General features: G+C 75.4%; 12 protein-coding genes. 8 read left to right on the top strand and 4 right to left on the bottom strand.

The window, feature by feature from the left end; all coding sequences use genetic code 11:
- Positions 1–25 precede the first annotated feature (25 nt).
- The 3 genes from ACF1BH_RS03415 to ACF1BH_RS03405 are packed head-to-tail and all read left to right on the top strand — an operon-like array spanning position 26 to position 3,005.
- A complete protein-coding gene (locus tag ACF1BH_RS03415; protein ID WP_391640686.1) occupies positions 26–1,612 on the top strand; it encodes a 4-coumarate--CoA ligase family protein in 1,587 nt (528 codons plus the stop codon).
- Positions 1,609–2,403: an enoyl-CoA hydratase family protein gene (locus ACF1BH_RS03410; protein ID WP_391640685.1), complete on the top strand. Its 795-nt coding sequence runs from the start codon at positions 1,609–1,611 to the stop codon at positions 2,401–2,403. The genes ACF1BH_RS03415 and ACF1BH_RS03410 overlap by 4 nt, the downstream gene beginning before the upstream one ends.
- Positions 2,391–3,005 carry a TetR/AcrR family transcriptional regulator gene (locus tag ACF1BH_RS03405; protein ID WP_391640684.1) on the top strand — a complete coding sequence of 205 codons (615 nt, stop codon included), beginning with the start codon at positions 2,391–2,393 and terminating at the stop codon, positions 3,003–3,005. The genes ACF1BH_RS03410 and ACF1BH_RS03405 overlap by 13 nt, the downstream gene beginning before the upstream one ends.
- Before the next feature lie 63 nt (positions 3,006–3,068).
- Here the strand turns inward: ACF1BH_RS03405 and ACF1BH_RS03400 are convergent, their stop codons facing one another.
- Entirely contained in the window at positions 3,069–4,169 is a 1,101-nt protein-coding gene (locus tag ACF1BH_RS03400) for a citrate synthase 2 (protein ID WP_391640683.1), read from the bottom strand.
- Between the two features lie 505 nt (positions 4,170–4,674).
- On the opposite strand from ACF1BH_RS03400, the gene pdxH reads away from it, so the two are divergent.
- Positions 4,675–5,298, top strand: coding sequence for a pyridoxamine 5'-phosphate oxidase (gene pdxH, locus ACF1BH_RS03395; protein WP_391641007.1), 624 nt, complete (start codon positions 4,675–4,677; stop codon positions 5,296–5,298).
- Between the two features lie 532 nt (positions 5,299–5,830).
- Complete coding sequence (locus ACF1BH_RS03390) at positions 5,831–7,270, top strand: PAS domain-containing protein (protein WP_391640682.1); 1,440 nt, start codon at positions 5,831–5,833, stop codon at positions 7,268–7,270.
- A 73-nt stretch (positions 7,271–7,343) separates the two neighbouring features.
- Here ACF1BH_RS03390 and ACF1BH_RS03385 read toward each other — a convergent pair whose 3' ends face one another.
- Positions 7,344–8,102 carry an SIS domain-containing protein gene (locus ACF1BH_RS03385; RefSeq protein WP_391640681.1) on the bottom strand — a complete coding sequence of 253 codons (759 nt, stop codon included), beginning with the start codon at positions 8,100–8,102 and terminating at the stop codon, positions 7,344–7,346.
- Between the two features lie 260 nt (positions 8,103–8,362).
- On the opposite strand from ACF1BH_RS03385, the gene ACF1BH_RS03380 reads away from it, so the two are divergent.
- From ACF1BH_RS03380 to ACF1BH_RS03370, 3 genes are all read left to right on the top strand, one after another.
- Positions 8,363–9,055 (top strand): metal-dependent transcriptional regulator, encoded by a 693-nt coding sequence (locus ACF1BH_RS03380; RefSeq protein ID WP_030288323.1) that lies wholly within the window; start codon positions 8,363–8,365, stop codon positions 9,053–9,055.
- 906 nt (positions 9,056–9,961) lie between these two features.
- The gene (locus tag ACF1BH_RS03375) at positions 9,962–10,834 is read left to right on the top strand and encodes an alpha/beta fold hydrolase (RefSeq protein WP_391641006.1); all 873 of its coding nucleotides are present in this window, start codon (positions 9,962–9,964) and stop codon (positions 10,832–10,834) included.
- A gap of 452 nt (positions 10,835–11,286) precedes the next feature.
- Entirely contained in the window at positions 11,287–13,677 is a 2,391-nt protein-coding gene (locus tag ACF1BH_RS03370; RefSeq protein ID WP_391640680.1) for a PQQ-binding-like beta-propeller repeat protein, read from the top strand.
- A 40-nt stretch (positions 13,678–13,717) separates the two neighbouring features.
- Here ACF1BH_RS03370 and ACF1BH_RS03365 read toward each other — a convergent pair whose 3' ends face one another.
- Together ACF1BH_RS03365 and ACF1BH_RS03360 are read right to left on the bottom strand one after the other, a co-directional pair.
- Positions 13,718–15,046: a hypothetical protein gene (locus ACF1BH_RS03365; RefSeq protein WP_391640679.1), complete on the bottom strand. Its 1,329-nt coding sequence runs from the start codon at positions 15,044–15,046 to the stop codon at positions 13,718–13,720.
- Positions 15,036–17,279: a hypothetical protein gene (locus ACF1BH_RS03360; RefSeq protein ID WP_391640678.1), complete on the bottom strand. Its 2,244-nt coding sequence runs from the start codon at positions 17,277–17,279 to the stop codon at positions 15,036–15,038. The genes ACF1BH_RS03365 and ACF1BH_RS03360 overlap by 11 nt, the downstream gene beginning before the upstream one ends.
- Positions 17,280–17,353 lie beyond the last annotated feature (74 nt).

The following is a 17,353-nucleotide window of genomic DNA, read 5'->3' as shown; positions in this document are numbered from 1 at the left end:
CTCCTGCCACGGAAGGAACCCCGGCATGGCAACCCACCTGTTCCACAGCGACCACCCCCCGCTCGCCCCCGTCACCGAGCCGGTCCACTCCTACGTGCTGGCCGGTGCCGCCGCCCGCGGAGACCACCCCGCGCTGATCGACGCCACCGACGGCACCGCCCTCGGCTACGCCCGCCTCGACCACCTCAGCCGCCGCCTCGCCGCCGGGCTCGCCGCGGCCGGTCTCGCCAAGGGCGACGTACTCGCCTTGCACAGCCCGAACAGCGTGCTCTTCCCCGTCGTCTGCTTCGCCGCCTGGCGCTGCGGGGCGGCCGTCACCACCGTCCACCCGCTCGCCACCGCCGAGGAGTTCGCCGGGCAGCTCGCCGACTCCGGGGCGCGCCGCATCATCACCGTCGCCGCCCTCCTCGGCACCGCCCGGGACGCCGCCCGGCGGGCCGGACACGTCGTCGAGATCCTGGTCTGCGACCGCGCCGACGGCCACCGCTCCGTCCTCGACCTCGCCGACACCACCGACCCGGAACCGGACGTCGCCCTCGACCCCGCCGCCGACCTCGCGGTCCTGCCGTACTCCTCCGGCACCACCGGCTCCCCCAAGGGCGTGATGCTCACCCACCGCTCGGTCGCCACCAACCTCGCCCAACTCGACGCGTTCCTCACCGGCGGACCCGACGACCGCATCCTCGCCGTGCTGCCGTTCTTCCACATGTACGGCCTCACCGCCCTGATGAACGCTCCGCTGCGCGCCGGCGCCACCGTCGTCGTCCTGCCCCGCTTCGACCTGGAACAGTTCCTCGACACGATCCAGCGCCACCGCATCACCGCCGTCTACGCCGCACCCCCGATGGTCCTCGCCCTCGCCAAACACCCCCTGGTGGACCGCTACGACCTCTCGTCCCTGAAGTACCTGGTCTGCGCCGCGGCCCCGCTGGACGCCCAGCTCGCCGACGCCTGCGCCCGCCGCCTGGGCCTCACGTCCGTCCTCCAGGCGTACGGCATGACCGAACTCTCGCCCGCCAGCCACCTCGTGCCGCCGGGCGCGGACGCCCCGCCCGGCACCGTCGGCCGGCTGCTGCCCGGCACCGAGATGCGGCTGGTGTCGCTCGCCACCGGCGAGGACCTGCCGCCCGGCGAGGACGGCGAGATCGTGCTGCGCGGCCCACAGGTGATGAAGGGCTACCTCGGCCGCCCCGAGGCCACCGACGCGATGATCGACGCCGACGGCTGGCTCCACACCGGCGACATCGGCCGGATGGACGCCGACGGCTGGCTCTACGTCGTCGACCGCGTCAAGGAGCTGATCAAGTACAAGGGGTACCAGGTCGCCCCCGCCGATCTGGAGGCGCTGCTGCTCGCCCACGACGACATCGCCGACGCCGCCGTCATCGGCGTCACCGACACCGACGGCAACGAGATCCCCAAGGCGTACGTCGTCCGCCGCCCGGGGGCGGCGCTGCGCGCCGACGACGTTCTCACGTACGTTGCCGGACGAGTCGCCCCGTACAAGCGGGTGCGCCGCGTGGAGTTCACCGACACGGTGCCGCGCGCGGTGACCGGCAAGATCCTGCGTCGCGAACTCCGCGCCAGGGAAAGGAGTTCCACGGCCCGATGACCGACACCACGGCAACCGCCGCCGCCCCGGACGACGCCGATCCGCTCGTCCGCACCGTCCACGACCAGGGCGTCACCACCCTCACGCTGGACTCCCCGCGCCGCCGCAACGCGCTCTCCGCCCGCCTCGTCGGCGAGCTGCACACCGCCCTCGCCGCGGCCGGCGCCGACGACGCCGTGCGCGCCGTCGTCCTCACCCACACCGGCACCACCTTCTGCGCCGGCGCCGACCTCACCGAGGCGGCCGGCGGCGCGCCCACCGACGCGCCGCTGGGCCTGACCCGGCTGCTGCGCGCGGTGGTGGAGCTGCCCAAACCGGTCGTCGCCCGGGTCACCGGGCACGTCCGCGCCGGGGGCACCGGGCTGCTCGGCGCCTGTGACATAGCGGTGGCCGGGCCCGGCGCCACCTTCGCCTTCACGGAGGCGCGCCTCGGACTCGCCCCGGCCGTCATCTCGATGCCGCTGCTGCCCCGCCTCGACGCACGCGCGGCCGGCCGCTACTACCTCACCGGCGAGCGGTTCGACGCCGCCGAGGCCGCCCGCATCGGCCTGGTCACCGTCGCCGCCGACGACGTCGACACCGCCCTCGCCCCGATACTCGACGGGCTGCGCCAGGGCTCCCCGCAGGGCCTGGCCGCCTCGAAGGCGCTGGTCACCGCCGAGGTGCTGCGCACCTTCGACCGCGACACCGAGCGGCTGGCCGCCGAGTCCGCGCGGCTCTTCGCCTCCGCCGAGGCACGCGAGGGCATGACCGCCTTCCTGGAGCGAAGGGCTCCGCGATGGGCACGCTGAACACCACCCGCGCCGCCAAGGCGCCCCAGCAGGAACGCAGCCGGGCCACCCGCCGCGGTCTGCTGGAGGCGGCGCTGGCCTGCCTGGCCGAACACGGCTGGGCGGGCTCCACCGTCGCCGTCGTCGCCGAACGCGCCGGGGTCTCCCGCGGCGCCGCCCAGCACCATTTCCCCACCCGCGAGGACCTGTTCACCGCCGCCGTCGAGCATGTCGCCGAGGAACGCTCGCAGGCGCTGCGCGACCTCTTCCCGGCGGCCGCCGGTGCCGCCACCGACCGCCGCGCCGTCGTCGCCGCGATCGTCGACCTCTACACCGGCCCGCTCTTCCGCGCCGCCCTCCACCTCTGGGTCGCCGCCACCTCCGAGGACCAGCTGCGCACCCGCGTCACCGAACTGGAGGCCCGGGTCGGCCGGGAGTGCCACCGCACCGCCGTCGATCTGCTCGGCGTCGACGAATCCCTCCCCGGCGTCCGCGAAACCGTCCAGGGCCTCCTGGACATGGCCCGCGGCCTGGGCCTGGCCACCCTGCTCAGCGACGACTCGCCCCGCCGGGAACGCGTCGTCGACCAGTGGGCCGGGCTGCTGGACGAGGCGCTGGGCTGAGGCGGCCCCGCACGGCGGACGGGCCGCGCACCGGGAGACGCCCCGGTGCGCGGCCCGTCGGCCTCAGTGCGCCGCCGTGTCGAACCCCGGGATCTCCCGCGGGGCGCGCGCCGCCGGACCCACGTACCGGGCCGACGGCCGCACCAGCCGCCCGGTCCGCTTCTGCTCCAGGATGTGCGCGCTCCACCCGGCCGTACGGGCGCAGGTGAACATCGAGGTGAACATGTGCGACGGGACCTCCGCGAAGTCCAGCGTGATCGCCGCCCAGAACTCCACGTTCGTCGCCAGCACCCGGTCCGGACGCCGGTTGTGCAGCTCCTCCAGCGCCGCCTTCTCCAGCGCCTCGGCCACCTCGAAGCGGGGCGCGCCCAGTTCCTTCGCGGTCCGCCGCAGCACCCGCGCCCGCGGGTCCTCGGCCCGGTAGACCCGGTGCCCGAAGCCCATCAGCCGCTCACCCTTGTCCAGCGTCTTACGGACGTACGCCGCCGCGTCGCCGGTCCGCTCGATCTCCTCGATCATGCCGAGCACCCGCGACGGCGCCCCGCCGTGCAGCGGCCCCGACATCGCGCCGACCGCCCCGGACAGCGCCGCCGCCACATCCGCGCCGGTCGAGGCGATGACCCGGGCGGTGAACGTCGACGCGTTCATGCCGTGCTCCGCCGCCGACGTCCAGTACGCGTCCACCGCCGCCACATGCTTGGGGTCCGGCTCCCCGCGCCAGCGCCGCATGAACCGCTCCACGACGGTCTCCGCCTTGTCGATCTCCCGCTGCGGCACCATCGGCAGCCCCTGCCCGCGCGCCGACTGCGCCACGTACGACAGCGCCATCACCGCGGCGCGCGCCAGGTCGTCGCGCGCCGTCCGCTCGTCGATGTCCAGCAGCGGTTTGAGGCCCCACACCGGCGCCAGCATCGCCAGCGCCGACTGCACGTCGACGCGGATGTCCCCGGAGTGCACCGGGATCGGGAACGGTTCGGCCGGCGGCAGCCCGGGGTCGAACGCCCCGTCCACCAGCAGCCCCCACACCTTGCCGAACGACACGCTGCCGACGAGGTCCTCGATGTCGACGCCGCGGTAGCGCAGCGCGCCGCCCTCCTTGTCCGGTTCGGCGATCTCCGTCTCGAACGCGACGACACCTTCAAGTCCTGGTACGAATGCGGACATCTGGCGACTCCTCAAGGTACGGACGGCCCACGGTCGGTGACCGGTTGCCGTGGTCGGCTCGGTGTGCGGCGCCGGAACGGTTCCGCGGCTGCGCCCGGCAGCTCGCGGTCCGCGCCGGTCACCGGATGCCTCGCTGAGGCGGTGACGCGATCCCCTGCCCGGGGTGGACGGCCCTCGGGCGCGGTTCGGACGGTGCGCTGCGTGGTCCACGGGACGCGCGGCCCCGGCGAGGGACGGCGGGTGCCCGCCGGTCCGGTCACGATGGTCGCCGATGTACGGAGTCCACACAGCACCGACCCGCAAGTTTGGCGCTTTCCCCACCTGCAAGGAAGCGTGACGTCCGGCACACTGGTCGATTCGCCTACGAGAGGGTTACGCGCGGGCGACGACGGGCAGACTTCCGGCCCGCGCCCTGCCCCCGCGCGGAACGATGCTGCAAGATGAGGCCGTGCACTCCGCCGACGCGCCTTCCCCCGATGCCCACGAAACCCTCGATCCCTCGTCGATGCGCGCCCATTACCGCGCCGAGGGGCTGACCGAGACCGAGCTGGCGGCCGAGCCGTACGCACAGTTCGCGCGCTGGTTCAAGGAAGCCGCCGCGTCCGGGATCCACGAGCCCAACGCCATGGTCGTCTCGACCGCCGACGCCGCGGGCCGCCCCAGCTCCCGCACGGTGCTGCTGAAGGCGTTCGACGGCCGCGGCTTCGTGTTCTTCACCAACTACACCAGCCGCAAGGGCCGCGACCTCGCCGAGAACCCGCACCTGGCGCTGCTCTTCCCCTGGCACCCGCTGGCCCGTCAGGTCATCGTCACCGGCACCGCCGCCCGCATCGGCCGCGACGAGACCGCCGCCTACTTCCGCTCCCGCCCGCACGGCTCCCAACTCGGCGCCTGGGCCAGCGACCAGTCCGCGCCGATCGCCTCCCGCGCCGAACTGGAAGGCGCCTACGACGCGTTGGCGGCCCGCTACCCCGAGGGCGAGCAGGTCCCCGCACCGCCGCACTGGGGCGGCTACCGCGTCACCGCCGAGACCGTCGAGTTCTGGCAGGGCCGGGAGAACCGTCTCCACGACCGCCTCCGCTACGTCCGCGCCGCCACCGGCTGGACCGTGGAGCGCCTCGCACCGTGACCCGGACGGCCTGATCCCCGGGCGGCGCCCGGAAACGACGGACGGGCCCTGCGAAGGGCCCGGGGATCAGGGGGAGCGGCCCGCGCGGGGCCCGGAAACGCAGACGACCCGTGGGCCGCTTCCGCCGCGCCGGGTGGCGCGGCGGCCGGTCGGACGGACCGGGGCCCACGGGTCGGGTGACTGCTGGGAATTGGCCTACGACGCATCTGCAGTATGCGCGGGCCTTACCGCACTGGGTGTGAAGCGACGGCCCTAGGCCGCAGCCACCTCACGCGTCCGGTGAGAAATCATTGGCCGAACCACCTCCCTTCTCGTGTGCATCTCACCCTAGGAACGGGCCCGGACCCGCACAAGCGAATTAATTTCCCGCGACGCGCGGGGCGGCTGCGGCCCCCGGGGCACCCGCGTCGTCCGGGGCGCCCCGACCGCGCTAACGGCCCCGGGATTTCCGCGAAGGGGGTGTGTGCTGCGTCACGTTCGAGTTGAATGTGCCCAGGTCCAGCACGCGCCACCGCGTCCGTAGGGGGTTCCAGTGACCGCTTCGTACGGCTCCGCTTCGTACGGTTCCTCGGCGGAACACACCCCGGCCACGGCCGCCGCACCGCCCGGCGCGGTCGGGCCCGCCGACGACACCGGGCTGCTCGCCGCCCTCCTCGACGGCATGGACACCGCGCTCCTCGCCCTTGCCGCGGACGGCACGCTCACCCACTGGAACCACGAGGCCGAACAGCTCCTGGGGTGGCCCGCCGCCGAGGCCGTCGGCCGCCGCGGGCTGACCGGCTGGGCGGTCCGCGGCGAGGACGCGGACGCCACCGAGTCCGCCCTTCTCGCCGCCCTGCACGCGCCCGGCCATCAGGTGCGCGACTACGCCCTGCTCACCAAGGACGGCCGCCGCGTCCTGGTCCGCGGCCAGACCTCCGCCGTCCGCGGACCCGACGGCCGGGCCACCGGCGTCTACTGCGTCTTCACCGCCGTGCACGACCAGATCGGCCTGGAGCGCTCCCTCGCCCTGAGCGAGGCGCTCTGCGACGACGCCCCCTGGGGCGTCCTCCTCGTCGACGCCGACCTGCGGCCCGCCGTCGTCAACACCCCCGCCGCCCGCGCCCTGGAATCCGGCCGTGACGCCCTCCTCGGCCGCCCCCTCGGCGACCTGCTCGACCAGGGCGCCGAGGAGGTGGAGGCGGCGCTCCAGCACGTCCTCGCGGAGGGCGAGCCGCCCGGGTCGATCGACCTGTGGGTGACGCTGCGCGCCCCCGACGCCGAACGCCCCCGCCGCTGCTGGCGCAGTGGCTTCGTCCGCCTGGCCTCCCCGCTCTCCGAGGAGCCGGCGCCGCTCGGCGTCGCCTGGCTCTTCCAGGACGTCACCGACGCCAAACAGGCCGAACAGGACGGCGCGCTGCTCCGCTTCCGCACCCAGCAGCTGCACCGCGCGAGCCGCGCCGCCGCCGACTGCCCCGACCCGCGGGAGGCCGCCGCCGTCCACCTCGACTACGCCCTCGCGGGCTTCGCCGACCACGCCCTCGTCGATGTCGTCGCGCCCGCGCCCGCCCGGGACGGCGACGACGGGGGAGCGGGCGACGGCGCCGCCGTCCGGCTGCGGCGGGCCCTCGCCTCGCCCGCCGGATCCCCCGGCTCCTGCGCGGCGCCGCAGCCGTCCGCCGTCCCCGTCGCGTACGCCGCCGGACATCCGGCCCGGCAGGCGTACGCGCGCGGCGGCTCGGTGCGTACGAGCGTGGGCGCGGCCGGCGAGGACGGCTGGGCGGCGGCCCGGCGGTGGCCGGACGGCACGGTCCACGGACTCTGTGTGGTGCTGCGCAGCCGCGCCCGCACCCTCGGCGTCGCCACCTTCCTGCGCACCCCGGCCCGCCGCCCCTTCGACCGCGCCGACGCCGCCTACGCGGAGGAGGTCGCCGCCCGGATCGCCGCCGCCCTGGACCTGGCGGCGGCGCCGGACGGCCGGACCGGCGGCTGAACGGTTCCCGCACCCGGTGGCGGGCCGGGCGCGGGGCCGCCGCCGGGCACGGGCCGTCCCCGGCGGCTCCGGTTCACTGCCGGTAGAAGATCCGGTCCGCGTACTCCCGCATCACCCGGCCGTTCCACTCGTGGCCGCCGTCGACGTTGCCGGAGCGCAGCAACGGCGGTTCGACGCCCCGCTCGGCCAGCGCACCCGCGGCGGTCGCCACCACCGCCTGCATGATCGCGCTGGTGACGACCGTGGAGGCGGGCGCGAACGGCGCGTCGATCCCGGGGAGCCGCAGCTCCGCGTCGCCCACCGGGATCCGGCTGTCGAGCACCAGGTCGCAGTGGTCCTTGAGGAAGGTGCCCGAGACGTGCCGGGAGGAGGTGGCGTCCGCGTAGGCGACCGAGGTCAGGCCGATGACCTTTATGCCGAGCGCCCGGGCGTTCATCGCCATCTCGACGGGCAGCGCGTTCCGTCCGGAGAGCGAGATGATCACCAGCACGTCACCGGCCCGCAGCGGGCTGGTGTCCAGCACCGCGGCGGCCAGCCCGTCGACCCGCTCCAGCGCGCTGCCGAGCGTCGCGGGCCGGACGTCCACGCCCACCACCCCCGGCACCGACAGCAGGTTCATGATCGCGAGACCGCCCGCCCGGTAGACGGTGTCCTGCGCGGGCAGCGAGGAGTGTCCGGCGCCGAAGGAGAAGACGCGTCCGCCCGCCTCGACGGTGTCGGCGATCAGCCGTCCGGCGGCGGCGATGGCGGGACCCCCGTCGTCGCGAGCCTGCCGCAGCAGCTCGATCGCGGCATCGAAGTACTGCCCGGCAAGCCGGTCGCTCTCAGCCATTCCCGCGGTCTCCCTCGTCGCAGCTCATGGATTCCCCCCGCCCCGGCCCGGGTGCGGACGCACCGGTCGGCGGGCGGCCGTGGCGCGGATCACGTTGCGGTCTGGACCAGCGCGCTGTCAATACGGCTGACGCGACGGCCCCCGGACGGCTTGTGCGCGCCCCCGGGCGGCAACCGCCGCGAGCGGAGACGGCGCCGTTGTCGGTGGGATGCGTCAGAATTGAATCCAGGGCCACCCGCACGACACAGCTAGGGGCACGCATGTCCGGACTGATCGACACCACGGAGATGTATCTCCGCACCATCCTCGAACTCGAAGAGGAAGGTGTGGTCCCGATGCGCGCCCGGATCGCGGAGCGGCTCGAACAGAGCGGCCCCACGGTCAGCCAGACCGTCGCCCGCATGGAGCGCGACGGCCTGCTGTCCGTCGCGGGCGACCGCCATCTGGAGCTGACGGAGGAGGGCCGCCGGCTGGCGACGCGCGTGATGCGCAAGCACCGCCTCGCCGAGTGCCTGCTCGTCGACGTCATCGGGCTGGAGTGGGAGCAGGTGCACGCCGAGGCGTGCCGCTGGGAGCACGTGATGAGCGAGGCGGTCGAGCGCCGCGTCGTCGAGCTGCTGCGCCACCCGACGGAGTCGCCGTACGGCAACCCCATCCCGGGCCTGGAGGAGTTGGGTGAGAAGGCGGAGGCCGATCCGTTCCTGGAGACCGGCATGGTCAGCCTCACCGAGCTGGACGCCGGTCCGGACGGCAAGACCGTCGTGGTCCGCCGCATCGGCGAGCCCATCCAGGCCGACGCCCAGCTGATGTACACGCTGCGGCGGGCCGGGGTCCAGCCGGGCGCGGTCGTCAGCGTGACCGAGGCGCCCGCCGGCGTCCTCGTCGGCAGCAGCGGCGAGGCGGCGGAGCTGGAGTCGGAGATCGCCGCGCACGTGTTCGTCGCGAAGCGCTGACGGGCTCGCCGTGAGGCGTTGACGGTCCGTCGCAGTGCGCGGTGAGGCGTGCGTCGCGGCGGACCGGTGTATCGCGCCGGGCGCCGGGTTGCCGGTGCGTACGGCGGAAGGCTTGCGCCCCGTGCCGGCCGGCACGGGGCGCCGCTGTGTATGCGGGGGCTGCTCCGGTGGCCGCCTCTCCCGGCCTGCCCGGTCCGGCCGCCTGACGGCCGTCGTACGGCGGCGCAGGCGCGGGCGGCGCCGCTTCCTCCGGCCGGACCCGCTTCCTCCGCGGAACTCCCTCCGTGCCCGTTTCCCCACTCTGAGCTGCGCAGAAGCGGGGAGCCGTGCGCCGTGGCGCCTCCCGGACGGGGCGGGCACGGGATGAGGCATTGCACGAACCGGTGCGGAACGGCCGGGGACGTGTCACCCTTGGCGCCCACACGGATGCTCGCCGTGGTGCCGACCGGCATGCGGACGAGCCCGGTCCGGGCTGCGGCGGCCCGGTGTGGAGCGGTACGGGGGAGCCGTGGACGGGCGGCTTCCGGGGGAGGAGGCGCGGGTGGGGGCAGCGGAACCGGACCGAACGAGGCGCCCGGTGGCGGGGCGCGGAACCCACGAGCCACGGCGCCCGGCGACCCGGCGCGGGCCCTGCGGTGCTTCGGGGCCCCGGCGCTGCGAGCATCCGGGGCCCCGCCTCCCCCAACTCCCCCGTCAGGACCTGGAGCCCCGAGCTCTCAAGGTCCTGCGTTACGGATCCCCGGTCCGGCGGGGTCCGTCCCCCGGTAGCTGTCTCCCCGTACGGATCCCCGGCTATCCCTACGCACTGTCACCCGAACGAGGGGACTTCCGTACGAGACCGCCGTATTCGAATGAAGATTCGATAGTGTGGAGTGGGTCAAGGGACGAGTGGGGGTGCCAGGGCACATGGTGCGGCGCATCGAGGTGACGGGGGCCGGCGGGGTACGGCTCGCGGCCTGGGAATTCACCGACCCGCCCAAGGGCGACGGCGGGCCGGAGGACGGCGAGCGGCGCCCCGGCGTCCTGCTGCTCCACGGCCTGATGGGGCGCGCGTCCCATTGGGCCGACACCGCCCGCTGGCTCGGCGCACGCCACCGCGCCGTCGCCCTCGATCAGCGGGGCCACGGCCGCAGCGAGAAGCCCGCCGACGGCCCCTTCGACCGCGCCTCCTACGTCGAGGACGCGATAGCCGCCATCGAGCAGCTCGGCCTCGCCCCGGTGACCGTCATCGGCCACGCCATGGGCGCGCTGACCGCCTGGCAGCTCGCCGCCCGCCGCCCGGACCTGGTCGGCGCGCTGGTCATCTGTGACATGCGGGCATCCGCGCTGGGCGCCGCCTCGCAGCGGGAATGGGCCGAGTGGTTCGCCACCTGGCCGCTGCCCTTCGCCACCCTCGCGGACGTCCGCCGCTGGTTCGGCGAGGAGGACCCGTCGCTGGAGCGCCCCCGCCCGGCGCGCGGCGCGTTCTTCGCCGAGGTGATGGCCGAGCGTGCCGACGGCTGGCGCCCGGTCTTCTCCCGCCGCCAGATGCTCACCGCCCGCGAGACGTGGGTGACCGACGCCCACTGGGAGGAGCTGGCCGAGGTCCGCTGCCCCGCCCTCGTCGTCCGGGGCCAGGACGGCGAGCTGGGCCGCGCCGAGGCACAGGAGATGGTCCGCGTCCTCCCGGGCGGCAGCTACGCCGAGATCCCCGACGCGGGCCATCTGCTGCCCTGGGAACACCCCGACGCCTGGCAACGCGCCGTCGAACCGTTCCTGCGGACCGCGATACCGGGGTGAGGGACGCCGGGTGACGGGCGCTCCTGTGCGCCCGGGTGGGGATGGGCGCCGTGGGCCGTGGTCGGCTGACGCTTCGTGACCGGAGATCCGGCCGGTGGTCTTCGATCCCTGAGCGGGCCCTGAGCCGGGTCCTGTTCGGGGGCGCGCGTTGAGTGCTGCCCCGTTGAAGGTCGGGTGCCGGGCGTTGCGTGATGCGCGTCGCGCGATGCCGGAGGCCGGGCCGACAGCGGAGAGGGGGAGGGGGAGCGCGGCGGGCCGACGCCCCATGAGTGCCTCCGTACCCGGGGCAGGCCCGTGGCCCGGCTCGTCGTGAGATCCGGAAGGTGCCGGATTTCGGCCAACGCTACGATCACTGCCGTGCCGCGTCGGCCGTCGTCCGCGTGGGGAACCCGTGGGGTGGCGCCCCGCGCGACGTGTTCCCCGTAACTCCCGACAGACGTGGAAGGCCCGCGATGGACCCCTTGCTTTCGGACGACCCGCAAGCCCTCGGGCCGTACCGCCTGTTGGGCCGGATAGGCGCCGGTGGGATGGGACGCGTCTATCTCGCGCGGTCCGCCGGGGGACGCACCGTCGCGGTGAAGGTGGTACGGCCCGATCTGGCGCAGGACACCGGGTTCCGGGGGCGGTTCCGGCAGGAGGTCGAGATAGCCCGCGCCGTCTCCGGGCGGTACACCGCACCCGTCGTCGACGCGGACACCGACGCCTCGCTGCCCTGGCTCGCGACCGCCTTCGTCCTCGGGCCGTCGCTGACCGAAGTCGTCGAGGAACACGGTCCGCTGCCCGAACACAGCGTCCGCGCCCTGGGCGCCGGGCTGGCCGCCGCACTGACCGAGATCCACGCCGTCGGGCTGGTCCACCGCGACCTCAAACCGTCCAACGTCCTGCTCGCCGCCGACGGCCCCCGCGTCATCGACTTCGGCATCGCGCGCGCCGTCGACGGGAACCGCATGACCCAGACCGGTGTGGTCGTCGGCTCGCCCGGCTACATCCCGCCCGAGCAGGTGCTCGGCCAACGCGTCGGCACAGCCGGGGACGTCTTCGCGCTCGGCGCGGTCCTCACCTACGCCGCCACCGGCCACGGCGCGTACGCCGAGGCCACGCCCGCCGCGGTGCTCTACCAGGTCGTCCACGGCGAACCGGATCTCGGCGGGGTGCCCGACAGGCTTCTCGGGCTGATCACCTCCTGTCTGCACCGCGACCCGGACCGGCGGCCCGCCCCCGCCGAGGTGCTGGCCGCGCTCGCCCCGGATGGCACCGCCACCGCCTTCGCCAACTGGCTGCCCGGCGCGGTCGCCTCGACCATCGCCACCCACGCCGCCCGCCTCCTCGACCTGGAGACCCCCACCGGCCCGCCGTCGCCCGGCACCGGCACGCCGCCCCTCGGGAACCCCGCGGCGCCGGACGCCGGCCCGCCCGGCGCACCCCGAGATCCCCGTGTGGAGCAGAGGTTCGGCACCGCGCCGACGTATCTCCTCGGCGCCGGCAAGGACGCCGCACCCGGCACCGGCCGGTCCGAGGGCGGCGTACCCGCGCCCGCCGGGCCCGCTGCCGTCCAGCCGTACGCACCGGCCGGCGCCGGAGCGAGCGCGCCGTCCGGGCCGGGGGGAACGACCGCCCCGCTCGCGTCCGGTGACGTCCCGGCACCCTCCCGGCGGCGGTTCCTCGGGCTGGCCGCCGGAGGCGCGGTGGGGGTGGCCGCCCTCGGTGGCGCCGGGGTCTGGGCGCTGAGCAACCGGACGGGCGGCAGGAACGACGACGGCGGGCGCGGCGGCAACGCCCCGGAGACCGACGACTTCACCACCCCGCCGCCCGGCACCCCGCCCGCCGTCCTGTGGCACCGCACCGCCGAGACCGACAGCCTCAACGGCGACCGGCCGCTCGCCGTCCACAACGGGCTGCTGCTGATCAGCGGCGATCCGCTGGTCGCGCGCCGTGCGACGACCGGCGCCACCGTCTGGAGCCGCAAGGGCGTCGCCACCGCCGGCGCCCCGCTGATCCTCGCCGACGGCAAGCTCTTCCTCGTCAGCACCGAGTACAACGGCGATGTCATCGGCCTCGACCCGGACACCGGCAAGGAGGTGTGGCGCAGCCGCCTCGGCGGTGACCTCACCGTCCAGCGCATCCTCGCGGCCGACGGGGAACGCCTCTACGTCGTCGCGTCGGTCCGCACCGAGGACACCACCGAGCGGCTGACCGCCGTCGCGGCGATCACCATCCGTACCGGCCGTATGGAGTGGAGCAAGCCGCGCGACAAGGGAACGATGGACTTCGAACTCGAAGGCACCGTCTCCGGCGACCGGCTCGTCTACACCGACGGCCGGAGCAACGTCACGGTGCGCGACATCGCCGACGGCCGGCAACTGTGGAGCCGCAAGCTCGGCGACGACATCGCCTGGCGGCCCGCCGTGCACGCCGGGCGGATCTTCCTCGGCGGCCCCCAGCTGCGCGCCGTCCGCCTCGACACCGGTGAGGCGGACTGGTCGCTCTCCTCCGCCGGGCGCCTCAGCTTCTACCAGCCGATGGTCGTCAACGGCGTGGTGTACGCCGCCGATCACAGCGGTGGCGTCTGGGCGGTGGACCCGGCGCGCGGCCGCAAACTGTGGCTCTGCGAGGACCCGGGCGCGCGCCGGGCGCCGACCGAATTCCTCGCCGTCCGCGGCACGCTCTACGGCGCCTCCTACGACGACGCCGGCGGCGTCTTCGCCCTCGACCCGGCGACCGGCAAGGTCCGCTGGCACTACAACGACAACACCGGAAGCCTGGACCAGTGGCACGTCACCGCCGCCGGCCGCCGCCTGCTGGCCACCCACGGCGACGAGATCTACGCGCTGCCCGCGGTCTGACCCGGGGCGCCCGGCCCGGAGCCGGGCGCCCGCCGCCGCGCTAGGAAGCGTCCAACGTGCGGGTGAAGTCGCCGCGTCGGACGCGTGCGGTGAGGGAGTCACCGGGCTCCCCGGAGGTCAGGGAGCCGTAACCGGTGGCGGCCCAGAGGCTGTGTGCGGCGTCCACCTCGAAGTACGGGACCGGTCGGTCGTCCTGCCGGTCGGTGAGGACCTCGGGAGCCCGGCGGGACCGTATCGCGCGGATGCAGGACTCACAGGCCGCGACCCGCAGCTCCTCGCGGCGGCCGAGCGGACGCCACGGCAGGACGCGGGCGGCCGGTCCGTGCAGCGGATGGAAGAAGCACAGGGGCAGCGCGGTGTCCTCCGGGCCGAGCGCCGCGCGGCCCTCGGCTATCAGCGCGAACACGCCCGCCAGATCCGGCAGTCCCCGGGCGCGGTCCAGCACCGAACCGGCCGCGGCGTACGCGTCGAGGGCCCGCCCGACGGCCTGCGGATCGCCCTGTGCGGCGCGTGCCTCCTCGCCCAGCCGCACCACTTCTTCCGCCGCGCGGTCACGCAGCTCCGCCTCGTCGGCCCGCCGGGCGGCGGCGAAGACGGAACGCGGCAACGCGAACGGCGTGTCCAGATCCCGCACCCGGGCCCGCCGCCGCCACAGCAACCCCACCGCGCCGAGCAGCAGCAACGGACCGGCCACCAGCGTGAGCGCCCGGATCACGGGAGAGCCGGAGGACTTCACGGGGGCCGAGGGCTTGGACGCTCCTTCGGAATCCTTCGAACTCTCCGATGATGGCGGCGCGTTGAGGTCCGCGGTGGCCTTCTCGTACTCCTTGTCGCCGTCGCCCGCCGCGATGATGTCGATGGCCCGCTCGATGCGGCGGGCCGTCCCCGCGCCGTCCATGTCGCCCTGGTGGAAGACGGCCGCCGCGGCATGCTGCGCCTGATGCGCGTCGGTGGGCCATTCGCGGGCGGCGATGTCGTCGTGGAACTCGCCGAGCGTGATGATGATCGACGGATCGCTGCCCAGCCGGTCGTGGACCACCTCCGCGAGCTGCGCGGGGTCGCCGCCCCAGCTGTCGCCCTCGACCAGCGGCACCAGCACCACCCGGATCGGCAGCCGCGTCGTGCGGATCTGCTCGGCCAGCCGCTTCCGGTCGGCCGCGCCGACCGCCGAGTCCAGCGACGGATCGACGTAGACGGGGGAGCGGCGCAGCGCATCGGCGATCTTCTGCCCGGGACTCCCGGCGGCGGCCCCCGGCGACGCGGTACACCACACCAGGGCCAGCGCCGAGACCACGGCGGCGGCCACGGCGGGCATCCGGCGGCGGGCCCCGGCGCGGCGCGGGCGGCGGGGGTGGAGGTCAGTGAACACCGAAGTACTCCCGTACGTCGCGGGTGAGTTGGTCGATCCGGGTGCCGGTGCTGAGCGCGGCCAGCGGCCCGGGCAGCTCGGGGTACGGCACGCGCTCCGCCCGGCCGCTGTCCGCCGCCGGGCCCAGCCGCAGCACCGGCGCCGGAACCGCGCGGCACCGCTTGCAGACCGGCAGCGACCGGGCGCGGCCGCCGCCCGGCGGAGCGATACGCCGGGTGCCGTGCGCCGGACCGTGCAGCGGATTGCGGTGGCACAGCCGCTCCGGCGCGGCGGCCTCCGCGACGGCCGCCCGACCGGCGCGGGCCAGTGCGACGGCGCACGCCAGGGAGGAGGGGGTGGCGTCCGCGTCGACCCGGCCGTCGCCGTCACCGTCGATGAGCAGGGCGGCGGCGTCCAGGCACTCCCAGGCCCGGCGGTGTGCCGGCTCCGGCAGGGAGTCGTGGGCGTCCAGCGCGGCGGCCAGGGCGTCGGCCTCCTGCCGGGCGGTGCGCCGCAGCCATGTGAGGGACGGTTCGGCAGGGGCCTCGACCGCCATGTCGCCGGCGGCCCGGCCGTCGGCCGTCCGGCGCCGCAGTACCGCGGCGACCAGGGCCCGTACCGTCGCGACCAGTCCGAGCAGCAGCGCCGCGAGGAACGTGCCGATCATCAGCCCCGGCGCGAAATCCGCCGCGAACACGCTGGGCAGTACCTTCTCCGCGACCGGGTCGTCCGCGGCCCCGGGGTCGTACGGCCGGGAGACCGTCGTGTCCCGCGGGGCGCGGGCGACATCGCGGAGCACCGCGTCGAGCCGGTCGCCGAGCGTGCGGGTGTCGCCCCGCTCGGGGAGCGTGAAGAGGCTGTTCGGCAGGGCGTACGCATTGATCGGCGCGCCGTGGTTGACGACGGAGAGGGTGTCCGACAGCGGGTCGGCGAGGACGAACAGCGCGTCGCGGTGCAGGCGTTGGTGGAGCGTCCGGACGAAGATGTCGTCATCGCCGCCCGATTCGTCGTCGCTGAGGCTGGGGACCGCGACGACCAGCACCGGTACGTGAAGCGCGGCGAGGCGTTCGTGCAGCCGGGTGCGCTCGGCGGAGGTGAGGACCGGCTCGCTCTCCGGGTCGGTGTAGAGGGGGTCGTGGCGCAGCCCGGCGGCCACCCGCTCGATGCGGGCGCGCATGTCCGCCGGGGTCGGGATGGCGTCATCGCCGTAGGAGCGGTCGTCGAAGAGGCGCGCGGCGGTGACGGCGAGCCCGCCCGCGAGGACCACCGCCACGGCCAGCAGCACCGTCACGGTCCGGGGCGGACGCCGCAGCCCGGCGAAGCGCCCGGGCGGGGCGGCGGCGCCCTTCCGCTCGCCGCCCGGCGCGCCGCGCCGCGGGGTGCGTTCCGCCGTCCGGACCTGCTTCTCCGGTGCGTCGCCGGACTTACGGAGGGAGAGCGCGGGAGCGGCGCGCGGGCCCGGGACCGGCGCCCCGCCGCGCGCCCGGCGCAGCCGGAGCCGGCGGCGAGTGTAGAGGCCCAGCAGCACGACGGAGAGCGGGATTCCGGCGACCGCGATGCCCGTGACGAAGCTCTGGTTCTCCCGGTCGACGAAGTCGGGGTGCAGCTGCGGCACCTCGGCGCCGTGCCCGGACGCGGTACGGCCCGCCTCGGCGCGCTCATGGGCCCGCCCGGAGAGGAGGACGTCGACGAAGTGCTGGAAGAGTTCGCGGGCCGTCGCGTCGTACGGCATCTCGTAGAGCGTGGCGGTGGCCGCGTCCCGGGCGCCGGGCAACGCCACGCCGTAGGTCTGTACCTCGGGCATTCCGGGGCCGCTGAGCGCGACGTACAGCCCCTTGCGGCCGAGCCGGTCGTGGACGCCGGCGAGGAAGCCGGCGCCGTCGGAGCCCAGCGCGGTGTCGGGCAGGACCATGACGTAGACGGGCACCCGGAGCCGCGCGGCCTGGGCGGCGAAGACCGGGGCGCTGGAGCGGGGGGCCTCGCGCGGCACCTGGTCGCTGATGTACACCGGATCGCGGCGCAGCTGCTCGGCGATGTACGCCCGGCCGCTGCGGGGGGCGTCCGGGCCGGAGGCGGCGGGCGCGGGGGCCTTGGCGGCGGTCGCCCCGGCCGCGCGGGTCAAGGCGGCGTGCCCGGCGGCCGGTTGCGCGGCGGCCGGTTGCGCGGAGGCCGGGTGCGCGGGCGCCGCGGGCGAGGGCCGCGCCACCGCGGGGGCGCCGCTCAGCAGCACCGCCAACCACCCCGTGACCAGCATCAGCGCGCCTCGACGCACCGCCCCCACCCCCTCGTTCGGTATGACGCCCCGACGCTACCTCCCGTGCGCGGACG

The organism is Streptomyces sp. NPDC014733, assembly GCF_043083385.1.
Classification (GTDB): Bacteria; Actinomycetota; Actinomycetes; order Streptomycetales; family Streptomycetaceae; genus Streptomyces.
Note: the sequence above shows the minus strand (reverse complement) of the source record. Positions and strands in the feature narration are given on the sequence as shown.